This is a genomic window from Paracoccus sp. (in: a-proteobacteria) (genome assembly GCF_030538495.1).
In the GTDB taxonomy this organism is placed as follows: Bacteria; Pseudomonadota; Alphaproteobacteria; order Rhodobacterales; family Rhodobacteraceae; genus Paracoccus.
The window spans coordinates 103,009-121,406 of record NZ_JAUNTW010000003.1 but is presented as its reverse complement, the minus strand read 5'-3'; the positions used below and the strand labels follow the sequence as shown (position 1 = coordinate 121,406).

At 64.1% G+C, this 18,398-nt stretch carries 15 protein-coding genes; 13 read left to right on the top strand and 2 right to left on the bottom strand.

Annotation, left to right across the window (positions count from 1 at the left end; all coding sequences use genetic code 11):
• Positions 1–70 precede the first annotated feature (70 nt).
• From Q4G20_RS03760 to Q4G20_RS03745, 4 genes are all read left to right on the top strand, one after another.
• Entirely contained in the window at positions 71–1,000 is a 930-nt protein-coding gene (locus tag Q4G20_RS03760) for a glucokinase (protein ID WP_303342022.1), read from the top strand.
• A gap of 84 nt (positions 1,001–1,084) precedes the next feature.
• On the top strand, positions 1,085–2,317 hold the full coding sequence (locus Q4G20_RS03755; protein WP_303342021.1) for a helicase HerA-like domain-containing protein: 1,233 nt from the start codon (positions 1,085–1,087) through the stop codon (positions 2,315–2,317).
• A gap of 188 nt (positions 2,318–2,505) precedes the next feature.
• Positions 2,506–4,365 carry an autotransporter assembly complex family protein gene (locus tag Q4G20_RS03750; protein ID WP_303342020.1) on the top strand — a complete coding sequence of 620 codons (1,860 nt, stop codon included), beginning with the start codon at positions 2,506–2,508 and terminating at the stop codon, positions 4,363–4,365.
• Entirely contained in the window at positions 4,365–9,125 is a 4,761-nt protein-coding gene (locus tag Q4G20_RS03745; RefSeq protein ID WP_303342019.1) for a translocation/assembly module TamB domain-containing protein, read from the top strand. Before Q4G20_RS03750 ends, Q4G20_RS03745 begins: the two co-directional genes overlap by 1 nt.
• A 183-nt stretch (positions 9,126–9,308) precedes the next feature.
• Here Q4G20_RS03745 and Q4G20_RS03740 read toward each other — a convergent pair whose 3' ends face one another.
• Both Q4G20_RS03740 and Q4G20_RS03735 read right to left on the bottom strand, forming a co-directional pair.
• Positions 9,309–9,605: an HU family DNA-binding protein gene (locus Q4G20_RS03740; protein ID WP_303342018.1), complete on the bottom strand. Its 297-nt coding sequence runs from the start codon at positions 9,603–9,605 to the stop codon at positions 9,309–9,311.
• Positions 9,606–9,761: 156 nt separating this feature from the next.
• Complete coding sequence (locus Q4G20_RS03735) at positions 9,762–11,246, bottom strand: AMP nucleosidase (RefSeq protein ID WP_303342017.1); 1,485 nt, start codon at positions 11,244–11,246, stop codon at positions 9,762–9,764.
• Between the two features lie 92 nt (positions 11,247–11,338).
• On the opposite strand from Q4G20_RS03735, the gene Q4G20_RS03730 reads away from it, so the two are divergent.
• The 9 genes from Q4G20_RS03730 (at position 11,339) to Q4G20_RS03690 (ending at position 18,354) form a co-directional block, all read left to right on the top strand.
• Positions 11,339–12,190: an SDR family oxidoreductase gene (locus tag Q4G20_RS03730; RefSeq protein ID WP_303342146.1), complete on the top strand. Its 852-nt coding sequence runs from the start codon at positions 11,339–11,341 to the stop codon at positions 12,188–12,190.
• A 48-nt stretch (positions 12,191–12,238) separates the two neighbouring features.
• The gene (locus Q4G20_RS03725) at positions 12,239–13,468 is read left to right on the top strand and encodes a UbiH/UbiF/VisC/COQ6 family ubiquinone biosynthesis hydroxylase (RefSeq protein ID WP_303342016.1); all 1,230 of its coding nucleotides are present in this window, start codon (positions 12,239–12,241) and stop codon (positions 13,466–13,468) included.
• 66 nt (positions 13,469–13,534) lie between these two features.
• Positions 13,535–14,149 (top strand): ribonuclease D, encoded by a 615-nt coding sequence (locus tag Q4G20_RS03720; protein ID WP_303342015.1) that lies wholly within the window; start codon positions 13,535–13,537, stop codon positions 14,147–14,149.
• Between the two features lie 147 nt (positions 14,150–14,296).
• Positions 14,297–15,241 carry an SIS domain-containing protein gene (locus Q4G20_RS03715; protein ID WP_303342014.1) on the top strand — a complete coding sequence of 315 codons (945 nt, stop codon included), beginning with the start codon at positions 14,297–14,299 and terminating at the stop codon, positions 15,239–15,241.
• A complete protein-coding gene (locus Q4G20_RS03710; RefSeq protein ID WP_303342013.1) occupies positions 15,241–15,807 on the top strand; it encodes a hypothetical protein in 567 nt (188 codons plus the stop codon). Before Q4G20_RS03715 ends, Q4G20_RS03710 begins: the two co-directional genes overlap by 1 nt.
• 16 nt (positions 15,808–15,823) lie before the next feature.
• Positions 15,824–16,297 (top strand): lipopolysaccharide transport periplasmic protein LptA, encoded by a 474-nt coding sequence (gene lptA, locus Q4G20_RS03705; protein ID WP_303342012.1) that lies wholly within the window; start codon positions 15,824–15,826, stop codon positions 16,295–16,297.
• Positions 16,297–17,055: an LPS export ABC transporter ATP-binding protein gene (gene lptB, locus Q4G20_RS03700; protein ID WP_303342011.1), complete on the top strand. Its 759-nt coding sequence runs from the start codon at positions 16,297–16,299 to the stop codon at positions 17,053–17,055. The genes lptA and lptB overlap by 1 nt, the downstream gene beginning before the upstream one ends.
• Before the next feature lie 177 nt (positions 17,056–17,232).
• Positions 17,233–17,808: a ribosome-associated translation inhibitor RaiA gene (gene raiA / locus Q4G20_RS03695; protein WP_303342010.1), complete on the top strand. Its 576-nt coding sequence runs from the start codon at positions 17,233–17,235 to the stop codon at positions 17,806–17,808.
• A gap of 81 nt (positions 17,809–17,889) precedes the next feature.
• A complete protein-coding gene (locus tag Q4G20_RS03690) occupies positions 17,890–18,354 on the top strand; it encodes a PTS sugar transporter subunit IIA (RefSeq protein ID WP_303342009.1) in 465 nt (154 codons plus the stop codon).
• Positions 18,355–18,398: the final 44 nt, after the last annotated feature.

Here is an 18,398-nt window from a genome sequence, read left to right as displayed (position 1 = left end):
CGTCATCCCCCCTTATACCCGGCGGCGTTATGCCCTATGCCTGCGGCGTGATTTCAGCAGAGGAACCGGCATGGTGATGGTTGTGGGCGATGTGGGCGGCACGAATGCGCGGCTGGCCTTGGTTCGGGATGGCGCGATTGACGCGGCCACGATCACCCGGTTCCGAGGCGATGATTTCGCCCGCTTTGACGATGTGGTGACGCGGTTTCTGGACGAACAGGGGCGGCCCTCGGTCGATGCGGTCTGTGTCGCCGTGGCGGGGCCGGTCGCGGGCGGGGCGGCGCGGCTGACCAATCGCGACTGGGATTTTACCGAAACCCGGTTGCGCGATCTGACAGGGGCGGGGCGCGCGGTGCTGATGAACGACCTGACCGCATTGGGCTTTGCGACCGCCGCGCTGTCGGGCGACGGCGTGGCGATGCTGCGCGCGGCCCCCGAGACCCGGGCGCAGAACGGACAGGCTTTGGTCGTGGGCTTTGGCACCGGGTTCAATGTCTGCGCCACGCGGACGCAGGCGGGCCAGACCGTCGCGCTTGAGGCCGAGGAAGGCCACACAACCTTGCCCGCCCCCATCTGGCGCGCGCTGTCGGATCGCATCGGCGCACAGGCCGACGCCTTCCCCACGACCGAGGATCTGTTTGCCGGCCGTGGCCTTGCCGCGCTGCACGCCGCCCTGACCGCCGCCGCGCCCTGCCGCGCCGAAGATGTCGTCACCGCCGCCGATGCCGGGGACGCCGCCGCCCGCGCGACCTGCGCGTTCTTTGCCGAACTGGCGGGGGTGCTGTGCCGCGATCTGGCGCTGCGGTTCATGCCACTGGCGGGGCTGTATCTGGCAGGCAGCGTCGGGCGCAGTCTGGCCGCGCGCATGGACGATTTCACCCGCGGTTTCCTGGGCAACCCGCTGATGGCGCATATCCCGCAAAACACCCCCATCCTGCTGATCCGCGACGATATGGCCGCGTTGCAGGGGTGTTTGGTGGCGGCGGGCGCGGCGCGTTAAGGACAACGCCGACAAAGATTTGCGACCGGGCGCAGAATATGCGTTTCTGGTGATGGCTGACGGTTTTTCTGGAAAGGGTGTTTTATGCCGATGATCCACATTGCCCCCGGCGTGGGTATCCCGGCCCGGTTTGCCAACCGTCATACGGTCATCACCGGCCCCGCCGGCATGGGCAAAACCGTCACCATGATGAAGCTGATGGAATCTTTTGCCGACAGGGGGGCCGCGGTCATCGCGCCGGATATGAAAGGTGATCTGATGGCGCTGACCCGATCCTGTAATGTCAGCGTGTTGCAGCCTCTGACCGGCCCCGGCGTGGCTATGCGGCTTGAGATGTGGCGGCTGGGCGCGGATTTGATGGCCCGCGCATTGGAACTGCCCGATGCGCAGGCGGGGGCCGTGGAAATTGCGTTTGCGTTCGCAAAAGAACGAGATTACTATCTGAATACATTGAAAGACTTTCGGAATCTCTTGGCGCTGATGGCAGCTGATCCGCAACAGGTCGCGCATTTGGGTTACGTCACCCCTGCAAGCATCGGCACGGTTCAACGCGCGCTGCTGCGGATCGAAACGCAGGGCTTCGGCGATCTGTTCGGTTCCCCTGATTATGATATTGCGGATTCGGTGCCTGACGGAAAGGTCAGCATTATTGATGTTTCCCGACTCATCCATTCGCCTGCTCTTTACGGCGCCATGATGCTGTATCTGTTGCGCGAATACGCCACCCGCCTGCGCGAATGTGGGGATCTGCCCCGCCCTAACGTGGCAATCGTGATTGACCAGGCGCATTCCCTGTTCGATGGGGCCACCCCCGCCCTGATGCGTTCGGTGGATGCAACCCTGCGTCAAATGCAGTCAAAAGGCGTCGCGCTGATTTTCGCCAGCCAATCGGCCCGCGACATTCCGACGATTGTGCGCAGCCAATGCGCGTCGACAATTGAGTTCGCGCGCGAATTTGGTGTCGGGCATTGTCGGTTCACGACTCTGGATCGCAGCGGCCAAACACGGCCCGCGCGCATGATCCGCACCAGCCCGCCCCAAGCGCGTTTGGGCGCTTTGACGCCTGACGAGGTCGCAGCCCTGCCCGTGACTGCGCGCGGGTCAGATCAACCCGCCCCCGTCGCGCCCAGCTTGGCAATGACGCCACAGGATTGGCGTTTTTTGCGGCTGGGGATTACCTGTGTCGCAATCGCGCATTTTGTGATCTACGCCGCGGGGGGCGCGTGGTATCTGCACGCCCTGCCATGGATCGCATTTGCGCAATTGGATAACCTGCTAGCACGTTTGGCTCAACCGCCAGACAACCCCCGCCGATAACAGGCGGGGGGCATTCCTTTCGGTCAGATCATGACGGCGATTTGACGCGTGATTCCAAAATATCCAGACGCACTCCGCCGCCTTTTTACAAAGGTTAAGTGACGCTGACCCATTTCTGTGAACGAAGTGCTGGATTTCCCGCCCATTTTTCTGTTTTTATGTGGCAAAGCACGGACAGGGGCAGACAAATGCGGGCATATCTTTGGGCGGTTGCTGTGGCGACCACGGCTTTGGGTTGTGCGGGGGGGGCGGTTGCGCAGTCCTCGAACCCGTTTTCGGGCTGGTTTAGCCGCGACACCGCCAGCACCAGTGCGGTTGCCTTGGACCTGAACGTGGCGGGCGATGATGGCGGGCTGGAACGCGCCATTCGCAACGCTTCTCTGATCCGCAGCGCCTTGGACGAAGACCGCAGCACCGGACCCGATCTGATCGCCGCCGCCCGCGCCGATTATGCCCGCATCCTTGGCGTGCTGTATGACGAAGGCTATTATTCCGGCGTCATCAACATCAAACTGGACGGGCGCGAGGCCGCCGACATCGCCCCCTTGGACGGCCCGCGCGTGGTGAACCGCGTCACCGTGCAGGTCGAACCGGGGCCTCGTTTCCGGTTCAGCCGCGCCGATATTGCCCCCGTCGCGCCGGGAACCGATCTGCCGTCGGGCTATGCCGTGGGCGAAACCGCAGGCACCGGCACCATGCGTCGCGCGGCCATGGCGGGCGTGGATGGCTGGCGCGATCACGGCCATGCCAAGGCTGATCTGGCTGATCAGGCCATCGTGGCCGATCACACCAACAACCGCGTGGACAGCCGCATCGCGCTGAATCCCGGCCCGCTGGTGACCTTCGGGCACATGCATGTCAGCGGGCTGGAGCGTATGAACGAACGCCGTCTGCGCAAAATCGCCGGGTTCCCCGAAGGCGAACGCTTTGACCCCGCCGATCTGGACACGGTGCGCAAACGCCTGCGCCGCAGCGGGGTGTTTTCCGCCATGACGCTGACGGAATCGGACAACTTGCGCCCCGGCAATGTCATGGATGTTGACCTGACCGTGGTGGAAAACAAAAAACGCCGCATCGGTGCCGGGGTCGAGGTTTCGAACACCGACGGCGTGATGGTGTCGGGGTTCTGGATGCACCGCAACCTGCTTGGCGGCGGCGAACGGTTCCGGGTCGAAGGCCGCGTCAGCGACATCGGATCAAAACTCAGCGAACGCGACGAACAGTTCAGCATCCGCATCGACCGCCCCGCCACGATCACACCCGACACGACCGCCTATCTGGAAACCAAACTGGCCCGGATGCGCGAAGAAGATTACAGCGAAGATTCCGGCAGCGTCGCTCTGGGATTTAGCCATATCGTCAGCGATGAACTGACCGCGAACACCGCGATTCAATACCGCTTTGCCCGCGTTTACGAAGACGATATCCGCACCGATTTCCGGGTGCTGGCGCTGCCGTCGGATGTGGTGCTGGACCGGCGCGACCCGCAAAACAACGCCAAGCGCGGCTATTACCTGCGCGGCGATGTGACGCCCTTTGTTGGCTTTGGCGATACCGATTCGGGCGCGCAGGTCATTGGTGAGGGGCGCGGCTATGTCTCGTTCGGGGCGGATGACGCGATCACGCTGGCCGGGCGGGCGCGCATCGGGTCGGTGCTGGGCGCCGATATTCGCAAAACCCCGCGCAGTTATCTGTTCTATTCCGGGGGCGGCGGGACCGTGCGCGGCCAGCCCTATCAATCGCTGGGCGTGAATGTGATCCAAGGTGCCAGCGGCACGATCAAAACCGGCGGGATGAGCATTGCGACCGCAACCGCCGAAATCCGGTATCAGGTCCGCGAACGCATCGGCGTGGTGGCCTTTGCCGATTACGGGCGCGTCTGGACGGATGGCGGCTTTGGCGGCGATTTCGGATCGCATGCCGGGGCGGGGCTGGGCGTGCGCTATGACACGCCGATCGGGCCGCTGCGGTTTGACGTGGCCGGGCCGGTCAGCGGCAACACGGGCAGCGGCGTGCAATTGTATCTGGGACTGGGGCAGGCATTCTGATGCGGAACATCTGGATTTATCTGTTTGCGCTGTTTCTGCCCATGGCGGCTATCGCGCAGACCGCGGCGGAATTGTCGGAACAAATCTCGGACGATCGGGGCTTTATCACCGGGCTGTTGGAACGCAACCTGTCGGGCGCGGGGCGAACGGTGGTGATCGACGGGTTCGAAGGCGCGCTGTCATCGCGCGCCACGTTCCGCGAAATCCGCATTGCCGATAACGAAGGGGTCTGGCTGACCCTGCGCGACGGCGCGATTCAGTGGAACCGGTCGGCCCTGCTGCGCCGTCGGATTGAAATTGCCGAATTGTCGGCGGCGGAAATCCTGATCCCGCGCACGCCGGTATCCGAAGGGTCAGCCACGCCGTCCGTATCCGTCGATGCGCCGGTCTTTGCGCTGCCGGAACTGCCGGTTGCGCTGAATATTGACCAGATCATCGCGCAGCGGGTTGAACTGGGCGAGCCGCTGATCGGCGTCGCCGCCGCGATTTCGGTTGATGGCAAAATGAGCCTTGCCGGAGGCGAGGGCGAGGCCAAACTGACCATCAACCGTCTGGACGCCGCGCGCGGGGAATTTGTGCTGGATGCGGGTTATGCCAATGACACGCAAATCCTGCGCCTGAACCTGAAGCTGGACGAAGACGCCGACGGTCTGCTGGTTAATCTGGCCAATATCTATGACAAACCCGCCATTCAGGCCGACATCAGCGGCGAAGGTGAAATCCGCGATTTCAGCGCCGATATTTCGCTGGCAACCGATGGTCAGCCGCGCGTTACCGGCACGGTCATGGCCGCCGAACAAACCGGTCCCGATGGCAGCCCCGGCACCGGGTTCCGCGCCCAGATCGGCGGCGATATTGCCGCGCTGATGGCGCCCGAAAACCGCGCGTTTTTCGGCAACCGTGCCGATCTGTCGGCGCAGGGCTGGCGGGCCGAAGATGGCCGCTTGCAAATCCCCGAACTGCGCATCGCGACCGACGCCTTGGGCATTGACGGATCGCTGTATCTGAACGCGCAATCCGCGCCGGAACGGGCGCAACTGAACATCGCATTGGGGCGCGACGCAAACGCCGCCGTGGTGCCGGTCGCGCTGCCCTTTGCGGGCGACGGGACGACGGTTGAATCGGGGCGTCTGAACCTGAATTACGACGCCGCAGAGGGGCAGGGCTGGACGCTGGACGGCATCATCGGCCAGCTTGATCTGGGCGAAACGCGCATCGGCGAATTGCGGCTGGACGGTCAGGGCGTTGTCGTGCTGGACGGCGGCGCATTGTCGGAAATCACCGGTCTGCTGGGCTTTGGCGCGACGGGGATCGGCTTTGACGATCCGGCCATGGCGCAGGCCGTGGGCGACGCGATTGGCGGATCGGCCGATTTCAGCTTTGCCCCCGGCAGCACCGTGGACATCGAAAATCTGGAACTGGCGGGAACGGATTACGACCTGACCGGCGATCTGCTGATTTCGGGCCTGTCCAGCGGCATCACGCTGGCCCTTGCCACGCAGGCGGAATATGCCGATCTGTCGCGCCTGTCGGGCGTGGCGGGGCGGCCCCTGTCCGGCGCGGCTGAATTGCAGGCGCAGGGCTATTACATCGTTCTGAACCGCAGCTTTGACATTGACGCCCAGATCACCGGCACCGACATCACCGTCGATCACCCGCAGGGCGACCGGCTGCTGTCGGGCGAATCCAGCATCGTGTTGCTGGCGCGCCGCGACGAAACCGGGACCGAGATTTCCGAATTCAGCATCAACGCCCAGCGGATGACCGCGCAGGCGCAGGGGATGCTGACGAAGCTGTCGTCGGATGTGCAGGCGGTGATTTCGGTCCCGTCGCTGTCCGATATTGACCCGGATTTCAACGGATCATTGCAGGCGACGGCCAATCTGAACGGCCCATCCGGCGCGCGGCGTCTGTCGGTCAGCGGCGAGGCGGATGATCTGCGCATCGGCATCACCGAACTGGATGGCGCGTTGCAGGGGCGCACGAATCTGACCATTCTGGCGGGCGAAACCGATGCGGGCTATCAGTTGCAGAATTTCCGCATCGCCAATCCGCAACTGAACGCCAGCGGTCAGGGCAGCTTTATCGGCGGCGCCATTGATGCATTGGCGCAGGTTCAGGTGGTGGACCTGTCCGCCATCCGCCGCGAATGGTCCGGCACGTTTTCCACCGATGCGACGATCCGCGAACAGGACGGCACCCGGTTTCTGGACCTGACCGGGCAGGGCGAGGATTTGGACTTTGGCCAAGCTCAGGCGCAAGGCGCGCTGACCGGCACCACGAATCTGCGCGCGCAGGTCGAAGAACGTGACGGCACCATCACCCTGCGCGATCTGAAACTGACGAATAATCAGATGGATGTGCAGGCGGCGGGAACCTGGGGCGACGGGATCACCGATCTGTCGGGCGATGTGGATATCCGGTCGCTTGCGCCCTTTGGGCCGGGCTTTGGCGGGGCGCTGACCGCGCGCGGCACGCTGCGCGACACCGGCGACGGGCTGCGCGTGCTGGACCTGACCGGCACGGGCCGCAATCTGGCCGTGGGTCAGCCGCAGGCGGATGCCGCACTGGCCGGGGTCACGCAACTGGTCGTGCAGGGGTCCGAACAAAACGGCACGTTCCGCATCGACGCGGCGCGGATCGAAAACCCGCAACTGCGTGCGACCGCATCGGGCAGCATCGGCGGCGGCGAAACCGACCTGATGGCCGAAGCCGAAGTGCCGACTCTGGCCACCTTTGGCCCCGGCTGGCGCGGGTCGCTGTCGGCCCAAGGCACATTGCGCGAAGCGGGCGACGGGCTGCGCCGTCTGGACATCTCGGGTCTGGGTCGCAATCTGTCCTTTGGTCAGGCGCAGGTGGATGGCGCGCTTGCCGGCGATACGCGCCTGTCGGTGACCGGCACCGAACAGGGCGGCGTGCTGACAATTGACCGCGCGCAGATCGACAACCCCCGCCTGCGCGCCAATGCCTCTGGCACCGTTGGCGGCGGGGCAACGGATGTGACCGCTCAGCTCAACGCCAGCGATCTGCGGTTTCTGGGCAACGGCATCCGCGGCGCGCTGACCAGCGATCTGCGCCTGACGGAACAGGGCAACACCCGCCGCATCACGGCATCCGGCACCGCAAACGGGCTGGCCGTGGGGCAGGAACAGGCCGATGCGGTTCTGCGCGGGCAAACGCGGTTTGATCTGGCGGCCAGCCAGTCGCCGGGCGGGATTTCCGTTCAGCGCCTGAACGTCACCAACCCGCAACTGACCGTGACCGCGGACGGAGACCCCGCGCGCGGCATCAATCTGAACGCGCGTCTGGCCAATCTGGGCCTGCTGATCCCCGAATTTCAGGGCGCGGTGACCACGACCGGCACGATCCGCGAACAGGGCAACAGCTTTGCCCTGGACCTGAACGCGACCGCGCCGGGGAATACCAATCTGCGCGTCAACGGCACCGCCGCGCGGGACGGATCGCGCGCCGATCTGACCATTGCGGGGCGCGCGGATGCCGCACTGGCCAATCCGTTTCTGGACGGCCGCGCGGTGACCGGACCGCTGGCGATCAATCTGCGTCTGGCCGGGCCGCCCGAACTGCAATCGCTGACCGGGCGGGTGGCGCTGACGGGCGGGCAATTGGCCGACCCCGATCTGGGCGCGCGACTGGACGGCATCAACCTGACCGCCGATTTTCAGGGCGCGCGGATCATGGTTGACGGCGGCGCGGCGCTGTCCGCAGGTGGCGGGCTGCGCGTCAGCGGGCCGGTCGATCTGAACGCAAACCGTCTGGACATCGCGATTGCGCTGAACGGCGCGGTTCTGCGCGACCCCAACCTGTATGAGGCCACGGCCTCTGGCAATATCCGCGTCACCGGCCCGATGGCCGCGCCGCTGATCCAGGGCCGCGTGGACGTGTCCGAGGCAGAACTGCGTATCCCCTCAACCGGCCTCGGCGGCGCGCGGGCGATCCCGAACATCACCCATATTGGCGATCAGCGCCCGCCGGTGCGGGCCACGCGGGCGCGCGCGAACCTGTCCGCGACGTCGGGCCCGTCGCGCCCGGCCAGCACCGGCCCCGCGCCGCAGCTTGATCTGGTCATCAACGCCCCGAACCGCGTCTTCGTGCGCGGGCGCGGCGTGGACGCCGAACTGGGCGGACGCTTTCAGGTCGGCGGCACGACGCGCAATGTCGTGCCAACCGGCAGCCTGCAACTGATCCGGGGGCGGGTTGACCTGCTGGGCAACCGCTTTGTCCTGACCGAAGGGCTGATCGAACTGCAAGGCAGCTTTGACCCGGTGATCCGTCTGGTGGCCGAAACCGAACGCGACGGCATCACCACCCGCATCATCATCGATGGCCCGGTGTCCGAACCCGACATTCGGTTCGAATCCAACCCCGAACTGCCACAGGAAGAAGTCCTGTCCCAGATGCTGTTCGGGCGCGGATTGGACAATATCAGCGCGATTCAAGCCGCGCAGCTGGCCAATTCCATTGCGGTTCTGGCCGGAACCGGCGGCGAAGGCATCATCGGCAATCTGCGCGATCAATTGGGGCTGGACGATCTGGACCTGACGACCAGCGATGACGGCGATGTGCAACTGCGCGCGGGCCGGTATCTGTCGGAAAACGTCTATACCGATGTGTCCATCGACGAAAGCGGGCGCAGCACGATCAACCTGAATCTGGACGTCACCAAAAGCCTGCGCGCCCGCGGAACCGTCGGCAGCGACGGCGCCAGCAGTCTGGGCCTGTTCTACGAACGCGACTACTAACCGACGGCGGCGGCCCCAACCGCCGCCGCCATCACCCCCCCCCTCGCGCTTTCATCTTGGCACAAATATCCCGCGGGGGTCCGGGGGCGCGAAGCCCCCGGCGCCATCCCCGAAAACAACGCCCGAAACAACGCAAAAAGGCCGCACCAACCGGCGCGGCCTTTAAAGTCATGCCAGCAAAGATCAGCTGTTCACGCTGTCTTTCAGCGCCTTGGCGACGGTGACTTTCACCTGTTTGTCGGCGGGCTTCGGCATCATTTCCTGGGTCTGCGGGTTGCGGACCATACGCTCGGGGCGGGCGCGGCAGGCGATTTTGCCGATGCCCGGCAGGGTGACCGAACCGCCTGCGGCGACTTCGCGGGTCACGATGGCGGTGATTGCATCCAGTGCCGCCGTTGCGGTTTTTTTGTCCGAACCGATTTCCTCGGCCAGAGCGGCCACCAGTTGCGTCTTGGTCATCGGTTTAGCAGAAGCCGTCATATTCCTGTCTCCATCTTGCCCATTCGGGCGATTTTTCCGCGCCGGTTTCGGCATCTTGCTTGCTACACACGGTTTTCTTGTGATTTTCAAGCCTTTTTCGTGTTCATTTTGTCTATTCGGGCGTCATCCTGCCGCGACGTAAGGTCATCTTGGCGATCACAGAAACGCGGTTTCGCTGAAGGATCGCAATTTCCGCGAATGGATGCGTTCCAACGGCATCTGGCGCAGCTTTTCCATGGCGCGAATCCCGATCAGCAGATGGCTGGCGACCTGAGTGCGGTAAAAATCCGTCGCCATCCCCGGCAATTTCAATTCGCCATGCAGCGGTTTGTCGCTGACACACAAAAGCGTGCCATAGGGGACGCGGAACCGGTATCCATTGGCCGCGATCGTGGCGCTTTCCATGTCCAAGGCAACCGCGCGCGACAGCGACAGCCGATGCACCGGGCCGGATTGATCGCGCAGTTCCCAGTTGCGGTTGTCGATGGTGGCGACGGTGCCGGTGCGCATGATGCGTTTCAGTTCGTAGCCGTCCAGCTGCGTGACCTCGGCCACGGCTTCTTGCAGGGCGACCTGAACCTCGGCCAGGGCGGGGATCGGCACCCAGACGGGCAGGTCATCGTCCAGAACATGATCTTCGCGCAGATAAGCATGGGCCAGCACGAAATCGCCCAGACTTTGCGAATTGCGCAAGCCCGCGCAATGGCCGACCATCAGCCACGCATGGGGACGCAGCACCGCGATATGGTCGGTTGCGGTTTTCGCATTCGACGGCCCGACGCCGATATTGACCAGCGTAATGCCCTGCCCATCCGCGCGTTTCAGGTGATAGGCGGGCATTTGCGGCATTTTCGACAGCGTGTCGATGCGGCCATCGGGGGCGGTGATGACCTGATCCCCCGGCGCGACAAAGCTGGTATAGCCCAGCTCTGGCTGGCCCAGAACGCGGCGGGCATAGGCTTCGAATTCATCGACATAGAACTGGTAATTCGTGAACAGGACAAAGTTCTGGAAATGCTGCGCGCCGGTGGCGGTGTAATGCTGCAACCGGGCCAGCGAATAATCCACCCGCTGCGCTGTGAAGGCCGCCAGATGCAGGCTGCCATCGGGCATCGGCCCCGCCACGCCGTTCACGATGTCATCATTCATCGTCGCCAGATCCGGCACGTCGAACACATCGCGCAGGGAAAAATCCAACACGCCTTCCTGCGGGACGGCCAGATCGCTGACGGCGGCCACGGCGAAATGCACGGGCATGGGGGTGTCGCTGTAACCGACCTGCACCGGCACGCCGTGGTTTTTGATCAACAGCCGCACCTGTTCGGTCAGATAGGTGTCGAACAGATCGGGCCGGGTGATCGTGGCGGCATAGACTCCGGGCGCGACCACATGGCCAAAGGACAGGCGCGAATCAATTTTCGCGTGAACCGGCACAACCAGCCGCAATTCCGGGTAAAAGGCGCGATAGCGCGCTGCGGGTTGCCCTCCATCCAGCAGCCGCGTGAAATGACCGGCCAGAAAATCGGTGGCTTTGCCATACAGTTCCTGCAACGCGGCGATTGCGGCGGCGGCATCGGTGTAATGCTGCGGATCGCAGCAATCGGGGGTGTCAACGGGCAGAAAACGGGAATCCGGGGTCATTATGCAATCCTTTTGCTTGCGACAAAATGCCAGCCACCCGCGCCGGGGGCAAGCATCTGGCGCATCGCGGGCGGGGGCGTTACGCTGGCGTCATGAAAATGCTGATCTTTGGACATGGGTATTCGGCGGGCTATCTGACGCCGGAATTGATTGCGGCGGGCTGGGATGTGACCGGCACGACGCGCAGCGATGCGGACCGCGTGGCGGCGGCGGGTGCGCGCGCGCTGATCTGGCCGGGTCAGGATGATGATGTGCGCGCGGCCCTGCGCGAGGCCGACGCCGTGCTGGTCAGCGCCGCCCCTATGGCGGCGGGCGATCCGGTGCTGGCGGCGTTCCGCGATGATCTGGCACAGGCCCCGCTGAAATGGGTGGGCTATCTGTCCACCACCGGCGTTTATGGCGACCGTCAGGGCGGTTGGGTCGATGAAACCAGCGTGCTGGATGGCCAAGGTCCACGCGGTCAGGCCCGCATCCGCGCCGAAGATGACTGGCGCGCGCTGTCGGTATCTGCGGGCTGGCCGCTGCATGTGTTCCGGCTGGCGGGGATTTACGGCCCCGGTCGCGGCCCCTTTGCCAAGCTGCGCGACGGCAGCGCGCGGCGGATCATCAAGCCCGGTCAGGTCTTTTCCCGCATCCATGTGACCGATATTGCGCAGGTGCTGATGGCGTCGCTGGCGCGCATGGGGCCGGGGGGCGCGTATAATGTCTGCGATGACGACCCCGCCCCGCCTCAGGACGTGATCGCCCATGCCGCCGAACTGCTGGGCCTGCCCGTCCCGCCCGCGATTCCGTTCGATCAGGCGGATATGTCGCCGATGGCGCGGTCGTTCTATGGCGACAGCAAACGGGTGCGGAATGACAAAATCAAACGCGACTTGGGCGTCACGCTGCGGTATCCTGATTATCACAGCGGTTTGGCCGATTTGCTGGCGTCCGGGGGCTGACACCACGCCGCATTGCAATCGCGCCGCCTTATGTGCATTGATCGCGCCATGACACAGGTTGATGTTCTGATTGCCGGGGGCGGGCTGAATGGCCCGATGCTGGCACTGGCGCTTGCCGATGCGGGGCTGTCGGTCGCGGTTGTCGATCCGCGCCCGGCTGATGCGCGGGCGGGCGATGATTTCGACGGGCGCGCCTATGCCTTGGCCGTCGCGTCGCAGCGGTTGCTGCGCGCTTTGGGGTTGTGGGACGGGCTGGCCGCGCAGTCCCAGCCCATCCGTCAGGTCAAAGCGTCCCAAGGCCGCGCCGGAGACGGCGCCGCCCCGTTTTTCCTGCATTTCAACAGCGCCGAGATCGAAGAAGGTCCGGTCGGTTACATGCTGGAAGATCGGTTCCTGTATCGCGCCCTGCTGGCGGCGATTGGCGAACGGGCGGGGCGCATCACGCATCTGCCGGGGCGCGCGGTCACGGGGCATCAAACCAACCCCGCCGGCGTCACCGCCACGCTGTCGGATGGACAAAGCCTGACCGCGCGCCTGCTGGTCGGTGCCGATGGGCGCGGATCGGGCGTGGCGAAACGCGCAAGCGTCCCACGGCGCGGCTGGGATTACGGGCAAACCGCCCTGGTCGCGGCGATTGACCATGACAAACCCCATGACGGCATCGCGCATCAGTATTTCATGACCACCGGCCCGCTGGCGATTTTGCCGCTGCCGGGGAACCGGTCCAGTGTGGTGTGGTCGGAAACCCACGCCAATGCGCGCGCGATTGCGGCATTGGATGACGCCGCGTTTCTGGACGTGCTGCGCCCGCGATTCGGGGATTTTCTGGGCAAGATCGGGCTGGCGGGGGTGCGGTTCAGTTACCCGCTGTCGCTGTCTCTGGCCGATCGTTACGTCGCGGATCGGGTGGCTTTGGTGGGCGACGCCGCGCATGGCGTGCATCCGATTGCGGGGCAAGGGCTGAATCTGGGCCTGCGCGATGTCGCCGCATTGGCCGAAACGCTGGTCGATGCCGCGCGGCGCGGCGAAGATATTGGCGCGGCCTTGGTTCTGGAACGCTATCAGGGGTGGCGGCGGTTTGATGGGACCGCGCTTGCCTTGGGGATGGACAGCGTGAACCGGCTGTTTGCGTCAGAAAACCCGCTGATCGCGGCGGCGCGCGGGGTTGGCATGGGGCTGGTCAGCGCGGTGCCGGGGCTGCGGCGCGGGTTTATGCGTCAGGCGGCGGGGCTGTCGATTGACCCCATGCCGCGCCTGCTGACTGGCCGCAGGCTCTAGGTTTTTTGCTGGATTATCGCCCCCTTTTTGACGATAGAGGGCAGCAGCCTGACAGACGGAACCGCCATGAGCATACATCTTTATCAAAACGACCTGCCCGATGATCTGAATCTGGGTCCGGTCGTGGCCATCGACACCGAAACCATGGGGCTGGACCCGCGCCGCGACCGGCTGTGTCTGGTGCAAATGTCGTCGGGCAATGGCGAAGCGCATCTGGTGCAGATCGCCATCGGCCAGACCGAGGCTCCGAACCTGACCCGCATGTTGACCGACGCCAAGGTGCAAAAGCTGTTCCATTTCGGGCGCTTTGACATCGCGGCACTGGAAAACGCGTTCGGGGTGGTAACCTCGCCCGTGTGGTGCACGAAGATCGCGTCGAAATTGGTGCGGACCTATACTGACCGGCACGGGCTGAAATATCTGCTGAACGAACTGGTCGGCGTCGATGTCAGCAAACAGCAGCAAACCAGCGATTGGGGCGCCGAGGATCTGAGCGATGCGCAACTGGAATATGCCGCATCCGATGTTCTGCATCTGCACAAACTGAAAGACGCGCTTGAGGATCGCCTGCGCCGCGAAAACCGGCTGGGGCTGGCGCAGGCGTGTTTTGATTTCCTGCCCGCGCGCGCCCATCTGGATTTGCTGGGCTGGGGCGATGACAAGGATATTTTCCACCACTGACCGGGGCGGACGTGGATAGCGCCGGGGGTTTTGCACCCCCCAGCCCGCCCAAGGGACGGGCGTTCGACGGTGAAAAGGTCCACTGGACCTTTTCATTTCCCGTCTCACCCCGCAGGATATTTTGACACAGAAGATAGGACGGGCGCTTTGGCTGATTATCTGGACACCGCGCGGCGTGTGATCGCGACCGAAATCGACGGGCTGGCGGCGTTGTCGGCGGGCTTGGGTGATGCGTTTACGCGGGCCGTTGAAGTGGTGTTGGCTGCGCGCGGGCGCGTGGTTGTGTCGGGCATGGGCAAATCCGGCCATATCGGGCGCAAGATTGCCGCGACGTTGGCATCAACCGGCACGCCCGCGCAATTCGTTCACCCCGCCGAGGCCAGCCATGGCGATCTGGGCATGGTGACGCAGGGCGATGTGGTCATCATGCTGTCCAACAGCGGCGAAACGCCGGAGTTGGCCGATATGATCGCCCACACCCGGCGGTTTCAGATCCCGTTGATTGGCGTTGCCTCGCGCCCCGAATCGACCTTGCTGCGTCAGGCGGATGTGGCGCTGATCCTGCCCCGCGCGCCCGAAGCCTGCGGCAATGGCATCGTCCCGACCACATCCACCACCATGACGCTGGCTTTGGGCGATGCCCTGGCCGTGGCGTTGATGGAGCATCGGCGATTCACGCCGGAACATTTCCGCACCTTTCATCCCGGCGGCAAGCTGGGCGCGTTGCTGGCCAAGGTGGGCGATCTGATGCAATCCGACCTGCCGCTGGTGGCCGAGGATACGCCGATGACCGATGCCCTGCTGGTCATCAGCCAGAAAGGTTACGGTGTCACCGGTGTGACAGATGCATCGGGGCGGTTGGTTGGCATCATCACCGATGGCGATTTGCGGCGGCATATGGATGGATTGCTGGACCGGCGCGCGGGCGATGTCATGACGCGCGCGCCGCGTGTGATTGCGCCCGATGCTTTGGCCGCCACGGCACTGGCCGAAATGCAGGCGCGCAAGATCACCTGTTTGTTTGCGGTCGATGACGGCACGCCGCGCGGGATTTTGCACATCCATGACTGTTTGCGCGCGGGTATGGTGTGATGGTCAACCGCACCCGGATTGTCCGCTGGCTGCGGGTGCTGTTGCCGTTGATCGCGCTTGCGTTGCTGTCCACGATGTTTTTGTTTTCGCGCGGATCGGACAGCGAATCGCGCATCCCTTACGCTCAGATCGATGCCGAGGCCGTTGTGCGCGAAGGCCGCATCACCGCGCCCGAATATGCCGGTGTGACCGGGGACGGGGCGCAGATTGCGTTGCGCGCAGCCAGTGCGGTGCCGCAATCGGGGGGCGGTGCGGCGCGCGATCTGCGGCTGGATTGGGTGCGCGACGGGCTGCGTGCCGATGTCACCGCACCGACGGGCGGGGTCGATGGCGACCGCATCCATCTGGATGGCGGCGTGGTGATGGAAACATCCGCCGGTTGGACGATCAACGCCCCGCGTCTGGATGCGGCCACCGATCAGTCGCTGTTGACCGCCGATCAGGGGATTGACGCGCGCGCCCCATTCGGCACCGTGACCGCCGGACAGATGCAGATGACCGCGCCGGCGGGCGATGACGCGATCTTGCACTTTTCCGGCGGGGTTCGTCTGCTATACCAGCCCTAACGAAAGAGAGGTGCCGATGTTTCGCGTAATGCTGATTGCCCTGATGATGGCGGCCCCTGCGGCGGCGCAGAACGTCACCTTTGGCGGGATGCGGGCCGACACCTCGGCCCCGGTCGAGGTGACCGCTGACAACCTGACCGTGACCCAATCCGACAACAACGCCCTGTTTTCCGGCAATGTCGTGATTGGGCAGGGGGATATGCGGCTGTCGGCGGATCAGGTGACGGTGCAATATGGCGCGGGCGGGCAGAACCGCATCGCTTCGCTGACGGCGCGCGGGAATGTCGTGCTGGTGTCAGGCGACGACGCGGCCGAGGCGCAGCAGGCCGATTACGACGTGGACGGCGGCACGGTGACGCTGATCGGGGATGTCACGCTGGTTCAGGGGCAAAATGTGCTGGCGGGCGACCGGATGGTGGTTGATCTGGCCACAGGTGCCGCGCAGGTTCAGGGGCGGGTGCGGTCGATCCTGCAACCGGGCGGCAACTGATGGCGGGTGCTGCCGACATGACGGGCGACGGGCTGCGGGTGCGCAATCTGCGCAAATCCTATCGCAACCGGCTGGTGATCCGCGATGTGTCCATGGACCTGTCGCGGGGCGAGGTGGTGGCTCTGCTGGGGCCGAACGGATCGGGCAAAACCACCTGTTTTTATTGCATCGCGGGGCTGGTGGCACCCGATGGCGGGCAGGTCACCATCAACGGGCGCGACGCCACGGCCCTGCCGATGTTTCGCCGCGCGCGTCTGGGCATCGGATATTTGCCGCAAGAAATGTCGGTGTTTCGCGGCCTGACGGTCGAACAAAACATCATGGCCGTGTTAGAGGTCGCCATCCGCGACCCGCATCGCCGCCGCGACCGGTTAGAGGAATTGCTGGCCGATTTTTCCATCACCCATCTGCGAAACGCGCAGGCTTTGGCCTTGTCCGGGGGCGAACGGCGGCGCACGGAAATCGCGCGCTGTCTGGCATCGGACCCCGCGTTTTTGTTGCTGGACGAACCCTTTGCCGGGGTGGATCCGATTGCGGTCGCGGAAATTCGCGGGCTGGTGCATGACCTGAAATCGCGCGGCATTGGCGTGCTGATCACCGATCACAATGTCCGCGAAACGCTGGGCATCGTGGACCGGGCCTATATCCTGCATGACGGGCATGTGCTGATGTCGGGAACGACCGCCGACATCATCGCCGATCAGCGCGTGCGCGAAGTGTATCTGGGCGATACCTTTGCGACCAGTGATTCGCGCTAAATCCTGAACGCGCGGCGATATTTTTTTCAACAGCCCGTGCAGGGCGTTGACAGTTGCCCGGATGTGTCACCAAATTGAAACATACGGGGGCGCGAAACAGGCGGCCTCGTCATCCCGCCTGACCCGTGCAGGCACAACCGGACGGGTCGCAGCGCGGGCAACCGTGAAGGAGACATGATGCGTTACACCATCAGCGGGAAACATATCGACGTGGGCGATGCCCTGACGTCGCATGTCAAAACCGAATTGGGCGAAACCATTGAAAAATATTCGCAACGCCCGACCGATGCCACCATCACCTTTTCCAAGGACGCACATCAATTCACCTGTGACGCCGTGGTTCACCTGTCCACCGGCCTGAATGTGCAGGCGCGCGGTGCCGCCACCGAAGTCTATGCCGCGTTCGAAGCGTGCCGCGAAAAGATGGACAAACAGCTGCGCCGTTACAAACGCCGGCTTAAGGACCATCACAAAGATCGTGCAGAACCTGTTGTATTCGGGCAGGCAGGCAGTTATGTGCTGGCCGCTGACGAAGATGAATGGGAATCGCAGGACGGCGGTATCGAACCCATCATCATCGCCGAAATGGAAACGCGCGTTCCCACCCTGTCGGTCGGTGACGCCGTGATGCAGATGGAGCTGTCGGGGGCACCGCTTTTGGTGTTCCGCAACGAAAAACATGGGGGCGTGAACGTGGTTCACCGGCGCGACGACGGCAATGTCGGCTGGATCGACCCGCGCAATATGGGGTAATCCCGGCGCATCACGCTTGACATCTGGCTTCGCCCCCGGCAGCGATGTGCGGGGGCGGATCATTCAGAAAGACTGGATCTGATGCAGTTTACCGAAATTCTTAAACCCGGCGCTGTGCGCACCTTGGGCCAAGTCACATCAAAGAAACGTCTGTTTCAGGAACTGGCCGAATTGGCGAACACCCAATACGCCCTGAACCCGACCGAGGTGTTGGACGCCCTGCAAGAACGCGAATCGCTGGGGCCGACCGGGGTTGGTCACGGGGTGGCGCTGCCTCATGCGCGGTTGCATGGGCTGGACACGGTGGTGGGCATGTTCCTGCGGCTGGAAAAGCCTTTGGATTTTGACGCCGTGGATCGCCAGCCGGTGGATCTGGTCTTTGCGTTGCTGGCACCTGAAACCGGGGGGGTGGACCACCTCAAGGCTTTGGCTTTGGTGTCGCGGACGCTGCGGGACGCGGATTTGCGCAACAAATTGCGCGCCAATGATGACCCGACCGCGCTGCACGCGGTTCTGTCCACGGCGCAGGGGATCAAGGCGGTTTAATCGCTTTGTCCCGTTCTGATTCGGCCCTATCCTGCCGCCATGGC